The sequence below is a fragment of the Neotabrizicola paludis genome (assembly GCF_044142105.1).
Classification (GTDB): Bacteria; Pseudomonadota; Alphaproteobacteria; order Rhodobacterales; family Rhodobacteraceae; genus Pseudogemmobacter.
Genome location: NZ_JBGTYM010000008.1, coordinates 124,449 through 142,740, shown reverse-complemented (window position 1 = coordinate 142,740; position 18,292 = coordinate 124,449). Strand labels below are relative to the sequence as shown.

Annotated in this window: 17 protein-coding genes and 1 tRNA gene; 12 read left to right on the top strand and 6 right to left on the bottom strand. The window is 64.6% G+C overall.

Annotated features, from left to right (window positions below; translation table 11 throughout):
* Window positions 1-46: 46 nt before the first annotated feature.
* The 3 genes from ACED67_RS16650 to ACED67_RS16640 are packed head-to-tail and all read left to right on the top strand — an operon-like array spanning window position 47 to window position 3,269.
* Entirely contained in the window at window positions 47-1,330 is a 1,284-nt protein-coding gene (locus ACED67_RS16650) for an NAD(P)/FAD-dependent oxidoreductase (protein WP_395542841.1), read from the top strand.
* Between the two features lie 38 nt (window positions 1,331-1,368).
* Window positions 1,369-2,103 carry a DUF1365 domain-containing protein gene (locus tag ACED67_RS16645; RefSeq protein WP_395542840.1) on the top strand — a complete coding sequence of 245 codons (735 nt, stop codon included), beginning with the start codon at window positions 1,369-1,371 and terminating at the stop codon, window positions 2,101-2,103.
* Window positions 2,103-3,269, top strand: coding sequence for a class I SAM-dependent methyltransferase (locus ACED67_RS16640; protein ID WP_395542839.1), 1,167 nt, complete (start codon window positions 2,103-2,105; stop codon window positions 3,267-3,269). Before ACED67_RS16645 ends, ACED67_RS16640 begins: the two co-directional genes overlap by 1 nt.
* Before the next feature lie 429 nt (window positions 3,270-3,698).
* Here the strand turns inward: ACED67_RS16640 and ACED67_RS16635 are convergent.
* A tRNA-Ser gene (locus tag ACED67_RS16635) sits at window positions 3,699-3,788 on the bottom strand.
* A 361-nt stretch (window positions 3,789-4,149) separates the two neighbouring features.
* Between ACED67_RS16635 and ACED67_RS16630 the strand changes: the two genes are divergently transcribed.
* The 9 genes from ACED67_RS16630 to ACED67_RS16590 all read left to right on the top strand — a co-directional run bounded on the left by ACED67_RS16630 (window position 4,150) and on the right by ACED67_RS16590 (window position 12,217).
* Window positions 4,150-5,043 carry a hypothetical protein gene (locus tag ACED67_RS16630; protein WP_395542838.1) on the top strand — a complete coding sequence of 298 codons (894 nt, stop codon included), beginning with the start codon at window positions 4,150-4,152 and terminating at the stop codon, window positions 5,041-5,043.
* A gap of 226 nt (window positions 5,044-5,269) precedes the next feature.
* A complete protein-coding gene (rplU, locus tag ACED67_RS16625) occupies window positions 5,270-5,734 on the top strand; it encodes a 50S ribosomal protein L21 (RefSeq protein WP_395542837.1) in 465 nt (154 codons plus the stop codon).
* Window positions 5,735-5,740: 6 nt separating this feature from the next.
* Window positions 5,741-6,010, top strand: coding sequence for a 50S ribosomal protein L27 (gene rpmA, locus ACED67_RS16620; RefSeq protein ID WP_395542836.1), 270 nt, complete (start codon window positions 5,741-5,743; stop codon window positions 6,008-6,010).
* 180 nt (window positions 6,011-6,190) lie between these two features.
* On the top strand, window positions 6,191-6,748 hold the full coding sequence (locus ACED67_RS16615) for a GNAT family N-acetyltransferase (protein WP_395542835.1): 558 nt from the start codon (window positions 6,191-6,193) through the stop codon (window positions 6,746-6,748).
* A gap of 4 nt (window positions 6,749-6,752) precedes the next feature.
* Window positions 6,753-7,277, top strand: coding sequence for a GNAT family N-acetyltransferase (locus ACED67_RS16610; RefSeq protein WP_395542834.1), 525 nt, complete (start codon window positions 6,753-6,755; stop codon window positions 7,275-7,277).
* 64 nt (window positions 7,278-7,341) lie between these two features.
* Window positions 7,342-8,370 carry a GTPase ObgE gene (gene obgE, locus ACED67_RS16605; RefSeq protein ID WP_395542833.1) on the top strand — a complete coding sequence of 343 codons (1,029 nt, stop codon included), beginning with the start codon at window positions 7,342-7,344 and terminating at the stop codon, window positions 8,368-8,370.
* Window positions 8,358-9,485, top strand: a complete 1,128-nt coding sequence (proB, locus tag ACED67_RS16600) for a glutamate 5-kinase (protein WP_395542832.1) — start codon at window positions 8,358-8,360, stop codon at window positions 9,483-9,485. The genes obgE and proB overlap by 13 nt, the downstream gene beginning before the upstream one ends.
* 67 nt (window positions 9,486-9,552) lie before the next feature.
* Window positions 9,553-10,812, top strand: coding sequence for a glutamate-5-semialdehyde dehydrogenase (locus tag ACED67_RS16595; protein WP_395542831.1), 1,260 nt, complete (start codon window positions 9,553-9,555; stop codon window positions 10,810-10,812).
* A 121-nt stretch (window positions 10,813-10,933) separates the two neighbouring features.
* Complete coding sequence (locus tag ACED67_RS16590) at window positions 10,934-12,217, top strand: DUF3422 family protein (protein WP_395542830.1); 1,284 nt, start codon at window positions 10,934-10,936, stop codon at window positions 12,215-12,217.
* 64 nt (window positions 12,218-12,281) lie between these two features.
* Here the strand turns inward: ACED67_RS16590 and ACED67_RS16585 are convergent, their stop codons facing one another.
* The 5 genes from ACED67_RS16585 to ACED67_RS16565 form a co-directional block, all read right to left on the bottom strand.
* Window positions 12,282-13,193, bottom strand: a complete 912-nt coding sequence (locus tag ACED67_RS16585; RefSeq protein ID WP_395542829.1) for an ABC transporter permease — start codon at window positions 13,191-13,193, stop codon at window positions 12,282-12,284.
* Window positions 13,186-14,193, bottom strand: coding sequence for an ABC transporter permease (locus tag ACED67_RS16580; RefSeq protein WP_395542828.1), 1,008 nt, complete (start codon window positions 14,191-14,193; stop codon window positions 13,186-13,188). The genes ACED67_RS16585 and ACED67_RS16580 overlap by 8 nt, the downstream gene beginning before the upstream one ends.
* An 88-nt stretch (window positions 14,194-14,281) precedes the next feature.
* Window positions 14,282-15,985, bottom strand: coding sequence for a peptide ABC transporter substrate-binding protein (locus tag ACED67_RS16575; protein ID WP_395542827.1), 1,704 nt, complete (start codon window positions 15,983-15,985; stop codon window positions 14,282-14,284).
* Window positions 15,985-17,052 (bottom strand): ABC transporter ATP-binding protein, encoded by a 1,068-nt coding sequence (locus tag ACED67_RS16570; RefSeq protein ID WP_395542826.1) that lies wholly within the window; start codon window positions 17,050-17,052, stop codon window positions 15,985-15,987. The genes ACED67_RS16575 and ACED67_RS16570 overlap by 1 nt, the downstream gene beginning before the upstream one ends.
* Window positions 17,045-18,061 (bottom strand): ABC transporter ATP-binding protein, encoded by a 1,017-nt coding sequence (locus ACED67_RS16565; protein WP_395542825.1) that lies wholly within the window; start codon window positions 18,059-18,061, stop codon window positions 17,045-17,047. The genes ACED67_RS16570 and ACED67_RS16565 overlap by 8 nt, the downstream gene beginning before the upstream one ends.
* Window positions 18,062-18,292 lie beyond the last annotated feature (231 nt).

The window sequence follows — 18,292 nt, the reverse complement described above, 5'->3', positions numbered from 1 at the left end:
GGTCAGCTTGCACGCGTAAGCATGTCAAAGAGTTAATGGGGGCCATATGCCTTTTGACATTGCCAAGGGCGCGCCACAGCGGATCGCCATCGTCGGTGGGGGCATATCGGGCCTGGCTTGCGCGTGGGTTCTGTCGCGCCACCATCAGGTGACGCTGTACGAAGAAGCGAACCGGCTTGGCGGCCATGCGCGCACTGTCCTTGCCGGCAAGCAGGGCGATCAGCCGGTCGATACCGGGTTCATCGTGTTCAACCATGTCAATTACCCGCATTTGACGGCGATGTTTCGCGACCTTGATGTGCCAATCGCCAAAAGCGACATGAGCTTTGGCGTCTCGCTGGATGCCGGACGGATGGAATATGCGCTGCGATCCGGCAATGCGCTGTTCGGACAGCGGCGCAATATCCTGGACCCTCGCTTTCACCTGATGATCCGCGACATCCTGCGCTTCAATGCCGGGGCCGAGGCCGAGGTGGCGGCCGCGCCTGACCTGACCATCTCGATGCTGATCGAGCGGATGGGTCTGGGTGTACGGTTCCGCGACCACTACCTTTTCCCTTTCTGCGGAGCGATCTGGTCCACCCCCGATCAAGACATCGGCGCTTTCCCGGCGCGTGCGCTGGTACGGTTCATGCGCAACCACGGGCTTTTGTCGCGCGGCCAGCATCACCAGTGGTGGACGGTAGAGGGCGGTTCGATCCGATATGTCGAGCGGCTGGCCGCGGCGCTGCTGCGCGCCGGTGTCGATCTGCGCTCCGGAGCCCTTGTGCGGGCGGTCACGCGATCAAGCGGCATGATCGCCCTGCGCGCCGAGGGGGCAGAGGCGGAAATCTTCGATCATGTCATCCTTGCCACGCATGCCGATCAGGCGCTGGCGATGCTGAGCGATGCCGATCAAACGGAACGCGCAGCCCTTTCGGCGATCCGGTTTCAGCCAAACCACACTGTCCTTCACGCCGACCCATCCGTGATGCCGCGCCGCCGCCGGTGTTGGAGTTCGTGGGTCAGCCGTAGCAATGCCGGGCGTGCGGGTGTGGCCGTCACCTATTGGATGAACCGGCTTCAGAACATCCCCGACGACGATCCGCTGTTTGTCACGCTGAATGAAAGTGACGGGATCGACCCGCGTTTGATTTACGATCAGGTGACATTCCGCCATCCGGTCTTTGATCTTGCAGCGCTGGATGCGCAGGCAAAGGTTGCCGCGATGCAAGGCAACCGCAACACGTGGTTTGCAGGCGCCTGGCTGCGCAATGGCTTTCACGAGGATGGCTTTGCCAGCGCGCAGCGCATCGCGCGCAGGTTGCTGCCTGCGGCGGTGCTGTCCTGACACTCGCGGCGCGCCTTGAGGCTGGCGAAGTGCTGGCAATGGCTGCGCTGGTGACCCATGCCCGCCGCGGTGAACTGCGCCACGCATTCCGCACTTATGCCGAACAGGTGCTGCTGGCGCCCGAGCACTTTCGCCCACCCCGGCTCATGGCACATAACAGGTTTGGTCTGATTGCCTTTCACGATTGCGATCACGGCGGGCCCCGTGGTGCAGGCATCTGCGCGCCCTGGGCATGGGCACAGTTTTCGGCGGCCGGGATCGCACGACGTCCGGGGCTGGTGCTGGCGCTCCTGACGCAGCCGCGGTTTCTGGGCTACTGGTTCAACCCGGTCAGCTTCTGGATGCTGATCGAGGGCAATGCGTTGATCGCGGTGATTGCCGAGGTCAACAACACCTTCGGCCAGCGCCACAGCTATCTGTTGGCCCGTCACGACTTTGCGCCGATTGACGGAGAAACGGAACTGACCGCGCCGAAGGTCTTTCACGTCTCGCCCTTTCAGGACGTGGCGGGTGACTATCATTTTCGCTTCGCCCTGCACTCTGACCGTATCGCCATCCGCATCGCCCAACAGGATGGCGCGGGTGGAATCGACACCGCCATGACGGGGCCGCTGGCGCCGCTGACGGCCCGCGCGGTGCTTGCAACAAGCTTTCGACGGCCCGGCGGTGCGTTGCGCGTGATCGTGCAAATCTATTGGCACGCGATGCGCCTGAAACTCAAAGGCGCCGCCTATCGCCGACGTCCCGCCCCACCCGATCAGGAAATCAGCTGATGATCCTCGCGACACGCCCCTTGAAATCCCGCTTTCTTTCCGCCCTCGAGGGCATCACCGATGGCATCCTGACCCTGACCACTCCCGAGGGCACGCGCCATCGCTTTGGAAGCTCCGGTCCCGAGGCGGACTTGCAGATCCGCGACTGGCGGCTGCTGCCGCGTCTGGCGCTGCGCGGCGATGTCGGGCTGGGCGAGGGCTGGATCGCGGGTGACTGGCACAGCGAGACGCTGGAGAGGACCCTCTCGCTGGCCCTGCGCAACCTTGGCCTTCGGACGGGCTGGGGAGAGCCGGGGCGGCTTCAAGCGATGCGCATGCGGCTGGTTGACAGGCTGGTGCGGCCAAACAGCCTGCGCGGATCGCTGCGCAATATCCGCGCACATTACGATGTCGGCAACGAGTTCTATCAGCTCTGGCTTGACCCGGGCATGACCTATTCCTCGGCGCTGTTCGGTGAAGGGGATGACCTGCATCGCGCACAGGCGCGCAAGAACGGGCGCATTCTGTCGCAACTGGCGCCGGGTGAGAGCCTTCTGGAAATTGGCTGTGGATGGGGCGGCTTTGCTGAGGCGGCAGCCGAGCGCGGCCAGACGGTGACTGCGATCACGCTGTCTCACTCGCAAAAGGGGTATGCCGACGCCCGGCTGGATGGCCGTGCCGAGATCCGTCTTCAGGATTACCGGCAGGTGACGGGGCGCTTTGACAACATCGTGTCGATCGAAATGATCGAGGCGGTGGGCGAACGCTACTGGCCAACCTATTTCGCCACGCTCGCGGCGCGGCTGGCGCCGGGTGGGCGGGCGGTCTTGCAGGCGATCACCGTGCCGGATGCCGAATTTTCGGTCTATCGCCGCCGGTCGGATTTCATCCGTCAGCATGTGTTTCCCGGCGGCATGCTGCCCTGTCCTGCCGTCATCTCCCACGAGGCGACGAAGGTCGGACTGCGCGTGCGAGACAGCCACGCTTTCGGACATGACTATGCCCGCACATGCCGGATCTGGTGCGAGACGATGATGCAACAGCGCCCGCGCATCCAGCGGCTTGGGTATGGCGACGCCTTCCTGCGCGGTTGGCAATTCTATCTGGAGGGTTGCGCCGCCGCCTTTGCCACCGGGCGCTGCGATGTGGTGCAAGTGACACTTGCCCACGCGGATGAGGCCTACTGAATGACGGCGCCCGGCGTAATCTGACTGGCCCGCGACGTCCGATTGCAGGACACTATCGCGCTTCTGGGTGCGATTGCCGATCGTGTACTCGTGCCGGTGTTCATCGCAGATCGGCCGATCAAGACCCAAGGTGCAGCCAGCTGCTGGCGGCTGGCGCGCACCACAAGCCCTGGATGCTGCACTTCGCCGACGCACCGGCGGCACCCAGTTGCTCCTGATCGCGCAGATCGTCGGGGGGGTTGCAGTGACCCTAGACCTTGCTGCTCTTGGACCGGGTCTGCCGGATCAAACCGGCCTGACGCAGGGCTTCCTGGCCACGGGGGTTAAACGGTGCCTTAAAGACATGCGCAAGAGCCGCTGAAGCGAACCCGCAGTACATCGCACATGACCCTCATGCCGCACTCGGGAAAACGCTTTCGCGGGGGCAAGTGGCGGAGAGGGTGGGATTCGAACCCACGGTACCCTTGCAGGCACTCCGGTTTTCGAGACCGGCGCGATCGACCACTCCGCCACCTCTCCGCGCTTTGGGGGTCGTCTTGTGAGCCGGGGGTTTAGCCGGGCCTCGGGGCAAGCACAAGAGCGATTTCGCGGCTTTCTGTCCCGGAGCTGACAGGTTGTTGAAACCAGTGGTGGGGCGGCAAGCCGGTGGAACAGAAGGGGTCTTGGGGCTTGCTGCCGACAATGGGCAAACCGATGCAGGCAAGGCTGCCGTCGGCCGTCTGGAGATGTGGTGCGCTTATCTCGCCCGTTCCGCGGGCGGTTCTCTGATTGGGCAGGCGGGAACACGCAGGTTTGACGTCCCTGCGCTTGGCGCGGGCGGGCACCGCGCTTAGGCTTGCTTCCGTCGGAGCGCTCTCCGGCGCTGTGTGGAGAGGTCCAGATGCTGAAACCCGAGCTTCTTGCCGCGGGCTTCGTCTGCTGTGTGGCGCTGGTCGCCCCGGCTGCGCCGTTCATTCTGGGGCCCGCCCATGCCCAGCAGGCCGAGGCCGGGCTGACCCAGGATCTCGAGGCCTCGCCGGTCGCGGCCTTGGCCGATCTGCTGCGTATGGACGCGACTTTCGCCATCATGGCGGAGGAGGGCCGCGCCCATGGCGCCGAGATCGAGAGCGGGTCCTTCCCGGGTCGGGGCGGAGCAGGTTGGGCGGCGACTGTCGACGGGATCTATGACATCGGCCAGATGCGAAGCCGCTTTCTTGCGGCTTTCGAGGCGGCGCTGAAAGACGATCGGGAAGCGATCAAGGCGGCGCAGACCTTCTTCGGCACTGATCTTGGCCAGCGCATCCTTACGCTGGAACTGGATGCCCGTCGCGCCATGGTCGATGAGGATGTTTCGGAAGCGGCAGAGGTGACGGCCGAGAAGATGAAAGCGGCGCGCGATCCGCGACTGCGGCTGGTGCGCAAGATGATTGAGGCGGGTGATCTGGTCGAGATGAACGTGGCCGGCGCGCTGAGCGCGAATCTCGCCTTCGCGCGCGGCATGGCCGAGACGCTGCCGAAAGCCCAGGCCCAGCCGCTGGACGATATGATGACCGAGGTCTGGGGGCAGGAGGGGGCACTGCGCGCCTCGACGACGACCTGGCTCTATTCCTATCTTGTCCTGGCCTATGCGCCCCTGAGCGATGCGGAAATGCAGAGCTATGTCGATTTCTGGGCCTCGCCCGAGGGCAAGCGGGTGAATGCGGCCTTGTTTGCGGCCTTTGACGCGGCTTTCGTGCCGGTCTCGGAAGAACTAGGTCGCGCCGTTGGCGCCATGTCGCAATCGCGCGACATCTAGGCCACCGCGACCCGGCAGGTGGGCGCCGGTTCTGCTTGACAGGGACCGGCGCGCGGATCATAAGCCCACGACCTGCCCGGGGTGCGAATCCCGGGCCGGTTCTTTATTGAAACACCGCCCTTGCGAAAAGGGCGCGCTGTCCGAGGCGGGGCAGGGCCGGAAGGCCCAGCTCCACCAACGCCGGAAACGGGGCCACAGGGCGCGGGTAACGAAGGAAGGACGACCCATGTTTGCGGTCCTCAAGACCGGCGGCAAGCAATACAAGGTCCAGGCGGGCGACGTGCTGCGCGTGGAAAAGCTTGATGCTGTCGCTGGCGACAAGATCCAGTTCAACGAGATCCTGGTGCTCGGCTCGACCGTCGGCGCGCCGCTGGTTGCCGGTGCCGCCGTGCAGGCCGAAGTGATCGAGCAGATCAAGGGTCCGAAGACCATCTCGTATCACAAGCGCCGCCGGAAGCATTCGTCGCAGCGCACCCGTGGCCATCGCCAGCAGCTGACCCTGCTGCGCGTGACCGACGTGCTGGAGAAGGGCGCCGACAAGACCGGCGTGAAGGAAGCGATCGGCACCGCTGCCGCGCGTCTGGCCGCCCATGAAGCCCCCGGCGCAACCAAGGCCAAGGCTGACGCTCCGGCCGCTGACGCCGCCGAGAAACCGAAGCGCGCCCGCAAGGCCGCGGAAGCGAAGGAGTAATCTCCCATGGCACACAAGAAAGCAGGCGGTTCGTCCCGCAACGGCCGCGACTCGGCCGGTCGTCGTCTGGGCATCAAGCTCTATGGCGGCCAGGAGGCCATTCCGGGCAACATCATCTGCCGTCAGCGCGGAACCACCTGGTTCCCGGGCCAAGGTGTCGGCATGGGGTCGGACCATACCATCTTCGCGACCGTCGAAGGCAAGGTATCGTTCAAGAAGGGCCTCAAAGGCCGCACTTTCATTTCGGTCCTCCCGGTGGCGGAGGCCGCCGAGTAAGCCGAAAAACCCTTACAATCCGAGAGTATCGGGGGGATCGGCTGAAAAGCCGGTCCCCTTCCTCATTTCTGCCGCGGTTTTGCCGGGCAGGGTTGGGAAAACCCGGAAGCCAGACCCATATCGGGATGACTTGTATCAGATCGGGACTGGCGCCCGCATGAGCTTCGAAGGAGGGAAGCCATGGTTCTCGACACGATCCAGGCCGCAGAAGGCCAGATCGCCGCTGGCAGGTTCGTCCTGCGCCCGGTCCGCACGTCGGATGCCGGCCTGATCGCCTATCACGCCGGTGACCGCCGCGTGGCCGAGGCGACGCAGAATATTCCCCACCCGTTCCCCCCGGGCGCGGCCGAGGCCTATGTGGCCCGCGCCATGAAGCAGGAACGCCCCGGCTCTGTCTGGGTGCTGGACGGCGCGGCCACCGGCCTGTCGGAAGTGCTGGGCGTGATCAGCCTCAAGCCGATGGATTGCGGCGCGGGCAAGGGCAGCCAATCGGAAGTGGCCTATTGGGTTGCGCCCGCCTTCTGGAACTCTGGCATTGCCTCCGAGGCTGTGCGTGCCCTGATCGCGGCAAACCCGCTGGGCGACCGCACCTATTTCGCCGAGGTTTTCCAGGACAATCCGGGATCGGCGCGGGTGCTGACCAATGCGGGTTTCCAGTATTTGGGCGATGCCGAAGCCTTCTCGGTCGCGCGCAACGCCCGTGTCCCAACCTGGACGTATCTGCGGAAACTGGACTGACGCCATGGACCTTTCCAATCGCGCGGTCCTGCGGACGGCGCGATTGGAATTGCGCCCCCTCAGGCAAGAAGACGCCCCGGCCGTGATCGACGGTGTCGGGCGGCTTTCGGTCAGTCGCTATCTGTCGGTCGTGCCGCATCCCTATGGGCCGCAGGATTTTGCTGCATTCTTGCCCAACGCCATGCCCGGCCGCTTCTGGGCGATCGACGATGGCCCCGGCTTGATCGGGGTGATCTCGCTTGCGCCGGGCCTTGGGTTCTGGGTCGCGCCTGATCGGCAGGGCAGGGGATATGTCACCGAGGCGGCCCGCGCCGTGCTGGCCGCGCATTTTGCCGATCCATCGGCGGGGCCAGTGACCTCTGGCTATTTCGAGGACAACCGGGCTTCGGCCCGGGTGCATCGCAAGCTCGGTTTCCGCACCACGGCTGTGGCGCAGGCCTTTTGCCAGGCCTTCGAACAGGCGCGCCCGGTCAAACGGCAAAGGCTGACGCGGCAGGGCTGGGCCGCCAGCCTGCCGCCTTCGCCATAGGCATCGCTTGAGCCTTTGGCCCTGATCCTGTATCGCCCTTCCATCCCAGCGAAAGCGCAGACCGATGAAATTCCTCGACCTTGCCAAAGTCTATATCCGCTCGGGCGGCGGCGGCGCGGGCTGCGTCTCGTTCCGGCGCGAGAAGTTCATTGAATTCGGCGGCCCTGATGGCGGCGATGGCGGCCATGGCGGCTCGGTCTGGGCCGAGGCCGTGGCGGGGCTGAACACGTTGATCGACTATCGCTACCAGCAGCATTTCTTCGCCAAGTCGGGCCAGCCGGGCATGGGCAACCAGAAGACCGGCAAGTCGGGCGATGACATCCTGCTGAAAGTGCCGCTCGGCACCGAGATCCTGGATGAGGATGAGGAAACCGTCATCGCCGATCTGACCGAACCCGGCCAGCGCGTCTGTCTGGCCGAGGGCGGCAACGGCGGCTGGGGCAACCTGCGCTTCAAATCGAGCACCAACCGCGCGCCAGCCCGGGCCAATCCGGGGCAGGAGGGGGTGGAACGCACGATCTGGCTTCGGCTGAAGCTGATCGCCGATGCCGGGCTGGTGGGCCTTCCCAATGCCGGCAAGTCGACCTTCCTGGCAGCGGTGTCGAATGCCCGCCCGAAGATCGCGGATTACCCATTCACGACGCTGGTGCCCAATCTGGGCGTCGTCGGCATCGACGGGCATGAGATGGTTATGGCCGATATTCCCGGCCTGATCGAAGGCGCCTCCGAGGGGCGTGGTCTGGGGATGCAGTTCCTTGCCCATGTCGAGCGCTGCAAGGTGCTGTTGCATCTGGTGGATGGCACGTCTTCGACCATCACCAAAGATTACCGCACCATCATCACCGAACTTGAGACCTATTCCGATATCCTGGGCGACAAACCCCGCATCCTTGCGCTGAACAAGGTCGATGCGCTGGATGCCAGGCAGATTTCCGACCGTCGCCGAGCCTTAGAAAAGGCCAGCGGCGGGCCGGTGCATGTGATCTCGGGGGTGGCTGGCAAGGGCCTGCCCGAAGTGCTGCGGGCGGTCTATGCCGAAATCGCGGGCGAAGCCAAACCCGTCGAGGCGGAGCGCAGCACATGGCAACCCTGACCGAGACCCGCGCCCCCGATGTGCGGGCGGCGAAGCGGCTGGTCGTCAAGATCGGCTCGGCCCTGCTGGTGGATCGCCAGAAGGGGTTGAAGCAGGCATGGCTGTCGGCGCTGGCGCTGGATGTGGCCGAGGCGCGGCTGCGCGGCACGGATGTGGTTCTGGTCTCTTCCGGCTCCATCGCGCTGGGGCGGCTGATCCTGGGCCTGCCCGAAGGCGCGCTGACGCTGGAGCAAAGCCAGGCGGCGGCCGCCGTGGGCCAGATCCGGCTGGCGCGCGCCTATGAGGAAGTGCTGGCGCCGCATGGCATCACCACGGCGCAGGTTCTGGTGACGCTTGAGGATACGACCGACCGGCGGCGCTATCTGAACAGCCGCGCCACGATGGAGACGCTGATCGGCCTGCATGTCGTGCCGATCGTGAACGAGAATGACACCGTCGCCACCGACGAGATCCGCTTTGGCGACAATGACCGGCTCGCGGCGCAGATCGCGGTGACGGTGGGGGCGGATCAGCTGATCCTGCTGTCGGATGTCGACGGGTTCTACACCGCCAACCCGAAGGAAGACGCCACCGCTCGCAGGTTTGATCTGGTCGAGACGATCACCCCCGAGATCGAGGCCATGGCGGGCGACCCGATTTCCGGCCTGTCCAAGGGCGGGATGAAGACCAAGCTTCTGGCCGCGCGCACGGCCGTCGCGGGCGGTTGCGCCATGGCGATCATGGAAGGTTCGGTCCTGCGGCCCCTGACCGCATTGGCGCAAGGCGCGGCGCGGACCTGGTTCGTGCCCGCGGCCGATCCGCAACTGGCGCGCAAGCGCTGGATCAATGCGATGAAGCCCAAGGGCGAGCTGGTCCTGGATGCGGGTGCGGTGACGGCGCTGCGGGCGGGCAAAAGCCTGCTGCCCGCCGGGGTGACGCGGGTCACCGGCACGTTCGGGCGGGGCGAGCCGGTGGCGATCCTGTCGCCCGAGGGCGTGGTTCTGGCCAAGGGGCTGGTGCGCTATACCAGCGCCGAGGCGAAGAAGATCGCGGGGCACAGGTCTGCCGAGATCGAGGCGATCCTGGGCTATCAGGGCCGGGCGGCGCTGGTGCATCGCGACGATATGGTGCTCTGATCCCAGGCCCCGGGGGCTCTGCCCTCGGACCCCCGGGATATTTGGGCCAAGATGAAGGGGCTAGGGCATGGACGGGCAATTCAGTGATTTGATGAACGACATCGGCCGCAAGGCCAGGGCTGCCGCGGCGGAACTGGCCCTTGCCTCCTCCGAGCGCAAGGCCGTGGCCTTGCAGGCGGCCGCGACCGCGATCTGGGAGCGGCGGCAGGCGATCCTGGACGAGAATGTCATGGATCTGGCCGAGGCCGAGAAGAAAGGCATGACCGCCGCCATGCTGGACCGGCTGACCCTGAACGAGGCGCGGGTGCGCGGGATTTCCGACGGCTTGCGCGCGATTGCCGAGCAGAAGGATCCGGTCGGCCGCGTGCTGGCGGAATGGGACCGGCCGAACGGCCTGCATATCCAGCGCGTTGCGACACCGCTGGGCGTGGTCGGCATCATTTTTGAAAGCCGGCCCAATGTGACGGCGGATGCCGGGGCGCTGTGCCTGCAATCCGGCAATGCGGCGATCCTGCGCGGCGGGTCGGACAGCCGCAATTCTTCGGAAGCGATCCATGCCTGCATGCTGGAGGGCCTGCGCGCGGCGAACCTGCCCGAAGCGGCCATCCAGCTGGTGCCGGTGGCCGACCGCGAGATGGTGACGGCCATGCTGCGCGCGGTTGGGCATATCGACGTGATCGTGCCGCGCGGCGGCAAGGGGCTGGTCGGGCTGGTGCAGCGCGAGGCGCGGGTGCCGGTCTTTGCCCATCTGGAGGGCATCTGCCACATCTATGCCGACCGTGACGCCGATCTGGAAAAGGCGCGTGCCGTGGTGCTGAACGCCAAGACCCGGCGGACAGGGGTTTGCGGGGCGGCCGAATGCCTGCTGATCGACTGGCAGTTCTACACCAAGCATGGCGGCGTTCTGGTCGAGGATCTGATGAAGGCCGGGGTCGAGGTGCGCGCCGAGGGTGAGCTTGCGAAGATCAAGGGCACGGCAAAGGCTGCGCCCGAAGATTTCGGCCATGAATTCCTGGACAAGATCATCGCGGTGAAACTGGTCGATGGGGTGGATCAGGCCATCGCCCATATCCGCAAATATGGCAGCCAGCACACCGAGGCGATCCTGACCGAGAATGACGCCACGGCCGAGCAGTTTTTCAAGCAACTCGACTCCGCCATCCTGATGCGCAATGCCAGCACCCAATTCGCCGATGGCGGCGAGTTCGGCATGGGCGGCGAGATCGGCATCGCGACGGGCAAGCTTCATGCGCGCGGTCCGGTGGGCGCCGAACAATTGTGCAGCTTCAAATATCTGGTCACCGGCAACGGCACGATCCGGCCCTGAGGGCGGCAGGGGGATTGCAATCGCGCAACAGCGCCGTTGCATACCCTTGCGCACTGGGATTTTTCTGGCCCCTCCGGGCCTGCCCGCCCTATGGCGCGGGAAGAGACCCTAGGTGCCGCGCATGACCCCCGATCAGGACCACCCGCTTCGCTATGCCACCGTGAACGAGCTTCACGCCCGGCCCTTTCCTCTGGTCGAAGTGCCCTCGACCGCGTTGTTCGTGGCTTTCAAGGAGCCTGTAGCGGCCGCGAACCGCGACCGCGCGCGCGACCGGGCGCATCTTCTGGCGCTTCTTGACCTGCATGGCTCGTCCCACCCACAACCGGAGGCCACGCATTTCTCGGGGCCTCTGGGCCGGGCGGTGCTGAAATGGGAAAGCCATACCGAGTTCGTCACCTACACGGCCTTCACGCCCGGCGTTTCGGCGCGGCCTTTTGATCCGGCGGATGCCGCGCTCTTGCCCGAGGGTTGGCTTGTCTCGGCGCCGGGGCGGCGGCTGACCTCGGCCCTGATCCGCATCGTGCCGATGCCCCAGGATGAAAGCGAGATGCTGCGGCAGGTCGAAGACTGGTTCGTGCCGGAAAGCCTGGCGATGAGCCGGGTGGTCGACGGGGCCGCTGTCATAGCCGGTGATTTCCACATCGACCCCGCTGGCCAGATGCGCTTTGCCGTTTTTGTCCGCCCCGGCACGGGCGCGCGTCGGGTGGGGCGGATCGTCCAGCGGCTCTGCGAGATCGAGATCTACCGCGCCATGTCGATGCTGGGCCTTCTGCGCGCCCGCAGCCTGAGCGCAAGGCTCAATGCGCTAGATCCTGCGCTGTCGGCCCTGGTCTCGGGGCTGGATATGGCAGGGCGCTCGCCGGAAACGACATTGCATGAATTGCTGGCGATCTCGGCCGAACTGGAAAGCCTTGCAGTGCAGTTCTCGTTCCGCTTCGGTGCGACCGCTGCCTATGAGGCGATCCTGAACCAGCGGATCGAGGTGCTGCGGGAAGAGCGGATCAATGGCCGTCAGACCTTTGCCGAGTTCATGATGCGGCGCTACGATCCGGCGATGCGCACAGTGAAATCGGCCGAGGGGCGGCTCAAGGCCATGGTGGACCGGGCGGCGCGGGCGTCGGAGCTGTTGCGGACGCGGGTGGATGTGGAGCGTTCGGCCCAGAACCAGAAGGTGCTGGAAAGCATGGACCGCCGCGCCGATCTGCAACTGCGCCTGCAGCATACGGTCGAAGGCCTGTCGGTTGTGGCGATCAGCTATTACGCCGTCAGCCTTGCCGCCTATGCAGCCTACCCGCTGGCGCATGAATTTGGCCTGACCAAGGAGATGCTGACCGGCGCTTTGGTGCTTCCGGTCATCTTCCTGGTCTGGCTGATGATCCGCCGCATCCGCAAGGGGATGCACTGAACCGCAAGAGGTTCTCTGTCGTCGAAAAATCTAGGCGGACTGGCGTGCTTTCCGTCCGCGGGCGTTATCGCCCGCGGATCCTCGGATCCAGCGCGTCGCGCAACCCGTCGCCGATCAGATTGACCGACAGCACCGTCAGCGAGATCGCCAGCCCCGGGAAGATCACCCGGGCGGGGTATTGCTGCATGTAGTCGAGCCCTTCGTACAACAGCCGGCCCCAGGTCGGGAAATCGGGCGGGAAACCCAGGCCCAGGAAGGACAGGACGGATTCGGTGATGATCGCCTCTGCCACGCCCAGCGTCGCCGCCACCATGACGGGCGACAGAACATTGGGCAGGATGTGGCGCAGGATCACCCGGCGCGGTCTTGTGCCGATCGAGCGCGAGGCCAGCACATATTCGCGCTCCTTGAGCGCCAGTACCTCGCCGCGCACGATGCGCGCCGCCTGCATCCAGCTCGTCATGCCGATGGCGAAGACGATCAGAGTGAAGGCGCCGATCTCGGGCCCAAGGATTCCGGCGATGCGGTCGCGGAACAGCATGACCAGCACCAGAAGCAGCGGGATCAGCGGCAGGGCGAGGAACATATCGGTCAGCCGCATCAAGGGACCGTCCAGCCGCCTGAAATAGCCCGCCAGCACGCCGATCGTGGTGCCGAACACTATGGCGATGGTCATGGCAACGAAACCCACGGCAAGGCTGACCTTGCCCGCCGCCATCATGCGCTGCAACGTGTCGCGGCCTAGATGGTCGGTGCCCAGCGGAAACTTCAGCGAAGGCCCAAGGTTCTTCGACTTCAGTGCCTCGACCACTTTCAGCTTCTCGGGGTGCCAGAACAGCGGCCCCAAGAGGACCAGCACCACCAGCGTGACCAGGACGATCAGCCCGAACATCGCGCCCCTGTGCTTGATGAATTGCAGCCAGACCGCCTTGAGCTGGCTCTCGGGCGGGGCGACGCCCATGGATGCATCAGTCATAGCGGATCCTCGGGTCAAGCATGCCATAGAGAAGGTCGGCGATCAGGTTGAAGAGCACGATCAGGATCGCGAAGATGAAGGCCAGCGTCTGCACCATGGGCAGGTCATTGCCATGGATCGCCTGGATCAGCGCTGAGCCGATGCCGTTCACGCCGAACAGGTTCTCGGTGATGATGGCGCCGCCGAAGATCGAGGGGATGCCAAGTGCGATGACGGTGACCACCGGGATCAGCGAATTGCGCAGGACGTGCTTCAGGACCACGACCTTTTCGTTCATGCCCTTGGCACGGGCGGTGCGCACATAGTCCTGCCCCATATTGTCCAGCATGGATGAGCGCATGTAGCGGCTGATCGCAGCGGCATTGGCCAGACCCAGGACCATTACCGGCATGGCCATCTGGCGGAGCTGCTTCAGGAAACTGTCCCAGTCGGTCACGTTCAACGTCGTGTCATATTTGGTGGGGAACCACCCCAGCCAGACCGCGAAGATGATGATGAACAGCGTGCCGGTGAAGAAGGTCGGCACCGAGAAGCCGATCATGGCGAAGACCGTGCCCAACTGATCGAACAGCGAATATTGCCGATAGGCCGAATAGATGCCGATAGGGAGCGCGATCATCACGCCGACAAGATAGGCGGTGCCGATGACGGTCAGCGTCTGCGGGATGCGGTCGGCGATGATCGAGAAGACGGGCGAGCGGCTTTGATAGCTGATGATCCGCTGCATCCCCTCGGCGTAATTGGTGCCGAACATCGCGTCGATGCCGTTCAGCGGCTCGACATAGAAGAACTGCTTCAGCCACAGCAGGTAGCGCACCCAGACCGGCTGGTTGACGCCCAGGCTTTCCAGGATCTTAGCGCGCACTTCGGGTGGCACGGTCAGGGGAATCTCGCTCGCCGGAGAGCCGGGCGCAAGGTCGACCAGGAAGAAGATCACAAGACTGATCAGCAGAAGCGTCGGGATGGCCAGCAACAACCGTCGCAGGGTGAAGGTCAACATGGCGGGCGCCTCGGCAGATCGGTCGAATGGGAAAGGGGAGAAGTGACGGAAGGGGGGCGCGCCGGGCAGGCCGGCGCGCCCTGTCAGATCACTTCATGCGGAACCAGTCCTGGGCATTCCACAGCTCGGTGTCCCAGGTGTTCAGCACAACGCCGCCCAGCGTGTTCGACGCGGCCGACAGACGACCGCGGTCGACCAGCGGCACGACGACATAGCTGTCCTTGGTCAGCATCTCGTTCAGCTTGATGGCGATTTCGGAACGCTTGGCCATATCGGCGGTCTTCGACAGCTCATCGACCAGGGCATCATAGGCCGGGTCGCAGAAGCGGTTGATGTTCTCGCCCTGCCACTGGTTCTCCGGGCCCGGGATCTTGTTGCAGAGGTACTGCGCCAGGTAGGGCTCGGGATCGGTGCCGTCGAAGTTGTTGGCGTACATTTCGACATCGGCGTAGAACTTCTGGAACGTGTCGGGCGAACCCGCATCGCCGCCGAAGAAGACCGAGGCATCGATATTCTTCAGTTCGACATCCACGCCCAGCTCGGTCCACCAGTCCTTGATGACCGCCTGGAAGTCCTGACGGACCGGGTTGGTCGAGGTCTGGTAGAGGATGTGCATCTTCTTGCCATCCTTGTCGAGGAAGCCGTCCCCGTCGGTGTCGGTCCAGCCCGCTTCGGCCATCAGAGCCTTGGCGCCTTCCATGTCCTGCGCGATGCAGTCGGTGTTCTTCGAGGCGAACATCTCGGGCGCGGGCACCAGGTTGCAGGTGGCGCGGCCGGCCGAACCATAGCCGATATCGACCAGGGTCTGACGGTCGATCGCCATCGACAGCGCCTTGCGGACGCGGATGTCCGACAGGAAGGGGTGCGGATGCTTGGTGGTGGACCGCTCGCCCTCGGCCAGGTCCGGCGAGGGATCGGTCATGTTCATCTCGATCCGCTCGACCAGCGTGCCGAAGCCGTTCAGAAGCACGCCCTTGCCGGCGGCCTTCATCTGTTCCTGCTGTTCGGGGTTGATCTGGGTGTTCCAAGCATAGTCGAATTCGCCGGTTTCCATCACGGCGCGGGCCGCTGCGGTGGCATCGCCGCCGCCCTTGATCGTCATCGTCGCGAAAGCGGGCTTGGCCGGGTCGCGGTAGTTCGGGTTGGCAACCATTTCCACCGTGTCATTGACCTTGAAGTCCTTGACCATGAAGGGGCCGGTGCCGATCGGTTTGAAGTTCTGGTCAGTACAGGTCGAGGCCGCCGCGCCCAGGCAATTGGCGAATTGCGCCGCCTGGAGAAGCGGCGAGGTGCCGCCGACAAAGGCCGTATAGGGGTTGGGCTTTGGTGCGGTATACTTGATCACGATGGTTTCGGCATCGGGCGTCTCGATCGACGCGATGCCTTCGTAGCGTGCCGCCTGGGCGCAGCCGCCCTCGGGATGGGTACAATATTCATAGGTGAACTTGGCGTCGGCCGAGGTGACCGGCGTGCCGTCTGACCACAGCAGACCCGGCTTCAGCTTCCAGGTGATCTGCATCAGATCGGGCGTGATGCCGCCATTCTCGACGGTGGGCACATCGACGGCCAGACGCGGGAAGACCACACCCTTCTCGTCAAAGCCCGCCAGCCCTTCCAGCACAAGCGAGGAGGTTTCCACATCCTTGGTGCCCGAGGACAGATAGGGGTTCAGGATCGACGGTGCCTGCCAGTAGAGCACGTTGACATGCCCATCGGCGCCGCGATCGGCGAGCGCGACCGTGGCGGAACCCGCCACGCAGATCGCGCCCAGCAGGGCGGTTCTCAGTTTCATCACGACACTCCTTGTTGGTTGGTCTGTTGGTTGTGCTCTTGGGCCCCAATGCGACCGGTTGATCCGGCCGTCGCGGTTTTGTCGGTGTAAAGATGGCAGGCCACCAGTCGGCCCGGCTCCACCTCGACCAGTTCGGGCTTCACGCTGCGGCACAGGTCGAAGACCTTGGGGCAGCGGGTGCAGAAATTGCAGCCCTTGGGCGGGTTTGCCGGCGAGGGCACATCGCCTTTCAGGATGATGCGGTTGCGCCGCGCCGCAATCTCGGGATCGGGCTCGTTCACTGCCGAGAGCAGCGCCTCGGCATAGGGGTGAAGCGGCCGGGCATACAGATCGGCAGAAGGGGACAGTTCGGCGATCCGCCCCAGATACATCACTGCCACACGGTCGGCGAGGTGGCGCACCATCGACAGGTCATGGCTGATGAACAGATAGGTCAGGCCCAGCCTGTCCTGAAGGTCTTCCAGAAGGTTGACGACCTGGGCCTGGATCGAGACGTCCAGCGCCGCAATCGGTTCGTCGCAGACGATGAATTTCGGGTTCAGGGCCAAGGCGCGGGCAATGCCGATGCGCTGGCGCTGGCCACCGGAAAACTCATGCGGGAAGCGGTTGGCGAAGCGGCGATTCAGACCCACCGCATCCAGCAGCTCATAGACCCGCTCGGTCTTCTTCGCGCGCGGCCAGTCGGTGTGTTCGTCCAGCGGCTCGGCGATGATGTCGGCAACCGACATGCGCGGGTTCAGGCTTGCCTGCGGGTCCTGGAACACCATCTGCATGGTCGGGCGCTTGCGCCGCAACTTTTCGGTGGAAAGACTGGCGACATCCTCGCCGTCAATCACCACCTTGCCCGCCGTCGGCTCGTAAAGCCGCAGAAGGGCGCGCCCCACGGTCGATTTGCCGCATCCCGACTCGCCCACCAGGCCCAGCGTCTCGCCAGCGCGGATCGAGAAGGACACGCCGTCCACCGCCTTTACATCGCCGGTATGAATGCGCAGCAGGCCCGAGCGGATCGGGAAATACATCTTCAGGTCTTGGACCTGAACCAGCGGTTGCGGGTTTGCGTCAAGCATGAACCACCCCCTCTGCAGGGGCCCCGGCCGGGGCGGTCCAGTGGCAGGCCACGGCATGGCCGGGGCTGACGCCGCGCAAGGCGGGATTTTCCACATCGCACCGGTCGAAGCGATATTCGCAGCGGTGCCGGAAGGGGCATGCTACCGGGGTGGCGGACATGATGGGCGGCTGCCCCTCGATCACCTTCAGCCGGGCCTCGCGCGCGCCGGAAATCTTCGGGATCGTTTTCAGAAGCGCCCGGGTATAGGGGTGCTGCGGTCGGGCGAACAGCTCCTTGACCGGGGCTTCTTCGGCCACCTGGCCACCATACATCACCATCACCCGGTCGGCGATGCCCGCGATCACGCCCAGATCATGTGTGATCCAGATGATCGCCATGCCAAGCTTCTGGCGAAGGTCCTTCACCAATTCCAGAATCTGCGCCTGGATGGTCACGTCCAACGCGGTTGTCGGCTCATCGGCGATCAGCACTTCGGGGTCACAGGCCAGGGCGATGGCGATCATCACCCGCTGCCGCATCCCGCCCGAGAACTGGTGCGGATAATCGCCCAGCCGCCGCCGCGCATCGGGAATGCCGACCAGTTCAAGCAATTCCGTCGCCCGGTCTGCCGCCTGCTTCTTGTCCATCCCCAGGTGCTTGCGCAGGGGCTCCATGATCTGGTTGCCGACGGTAAAGACCGGGTTGAGGCTGGTCATCGGGTCCTGGAAGACAAAGCCGATCTTGCCGCCACGAATGGCGCGCAGCTCCTCCGGCCCGACCTTGAGAATGTCGGTGCCGCCTAAGAGCGCCTGGCCGGCCCGAATCTCGGCCGGAGGCATCGGCAGGAGCCGCAAGAGCGACATCATCGTCACCGATTTACCCGAGCCACTCTCACCCACGACGCCCAGCAATTCGCCCCTCTGCAAGGCGAAGCTAACGTCATTCACGGCATGGATCTCTCCCGCACGAGTGCGGAAAACGGTCTTCAGGCCCCTGACATCAAGGACAGGCTGCGCCCCATCGGGCATGAAGTTCTCCCCGTGTAGTCTTCTTCTTGTTTTTCTTCGGATTTCAGGCCGGGTTATGCCCAGGTCCCGCCGCGTTTCACGACTTTTCCCGATTTTTCTCCCTCTATCAATCCTGTTTGTGCCGGGCAAATCCATCTGAAATCCCCGGCATATTGCAGTGTCTGTCGGTCAAATTGCGAGGACTTGACAGCTTTAGGGCCAAGGTGAAGGTTGGCCACTACATCTGGGGGC

Coding starts and splice junctions, on each gene's coding strand:
- proB (WP_395542832.1), top strand. CDS start 8,358: ATGGCAACCCTGACCGAGACCCGCGCCCCCGATGTGCGGGCGGCGAAG.
- ACED67_RS16610 (WP_395542834.1), top strand. CDS start 6,753: ATGGACCTTTCCAATCGCGCGGTCCTGCGGACGGCGCGATTGGAATTG.
- ACED67_RS16585 (WP_395542829.1), bottom strand. CDS start 13,193: ATGACTGATGCATCCATGGGCGTCGCCCCGCCCGAGAGCCAGCTCAAG.
- ACED67_RS16640 (WP_395542839.1), top strand. CDS start 2,103: ATGATCCTCGCGACACGCCCCTTGAAATCCCGCTTTCTTTCCGCCCTC.
- rplU (WP_395542837.1), top strand. CDS start 5,270: ATGTTTGCGGTCCTCAAGACCGGCGGCAAGCAATACAAGGTCCAGGCG.
- ACED67_RS16650 (WP_395542841.1), top strand. CDS start 47: ATGCCTTTTGACATTGCCAAGGGCGCGCCACAGCGGATCGCCATCGTC.
- ACED67_RS16570 (WP_395542826.1), bottom strand. CDS start 17,052: ATGCTTGACGCAAACCCGCAACCGCTGGTTCAGGTCCAAGACCTGAAG.
- ACED67_RS16590 (WP_395542830.1), top strand. CDS start 10,934: ATGACCCCCGATCAGGACCACCCGCTTCGCTATGCCACCGTGAACGAG.
- ACED67_RS16580 (WP_395542828.1), bottom strand. CDS start 14,193: ATGTTGACCTTCACCCTGCGACGGTTGTTGCTGGCCATCCCGACGCTT.
- ACED67_RS16615 (WP_395542835.1), top strand. CDS start 6,191: ATGGTTCTCGACACGATCCAGGCCGCAGAAGGCCAGATCGCCGCTGGC.
- rpmA (WP_395542836.1), top strand. CDS start 5,741: ATGGCACACAAGAAAGCAGGCGGTTCGTCCCGCAACGGCCGCGACTCG.
- obgE (WP_395542833.1), top strand. CDS start 7,342: ATGAAATTCCTCGACCTTGCCAAAGTCTATATCCGCTCGGGCGGCGGC.
- ACED67_RS16565 (WP_395542825.1), bottom strand. CDS start 18,061: ATGCCCGATGGGGCGCAGCCTGTCCTTGATGTCAGGGGCCTGAAGACC.
- ACED67_RS16575 (WP_395542827.1), bottom strand. CDS start 15,985: ATGAAACTGAGAACCGCCCTGCTGGGCGCGATCTGCGTGGCGGGTTCC.
- ACED67_RS16645 (WP_395542840.1), top strand. CDS start 1,369: ATGGCTGCGCTGGTGACCCATGCCCGCCGCGGTGAACTGCGCCACGCA.
- ACED67_RS16630 (WP_395542838.1), top strand. CDS start 4,150: ATGCTGAAACCCGAGCTTCTTGCCGCGGGCTTCGTCTGCTGTGTGGCG.
- ACED67_RS16595 (WP_395542831.1), top strand. CDS start 9,553: ATGGACGGGCAATTCAGTGATTTGATGAACGACATCGGCCGCAAGGCC.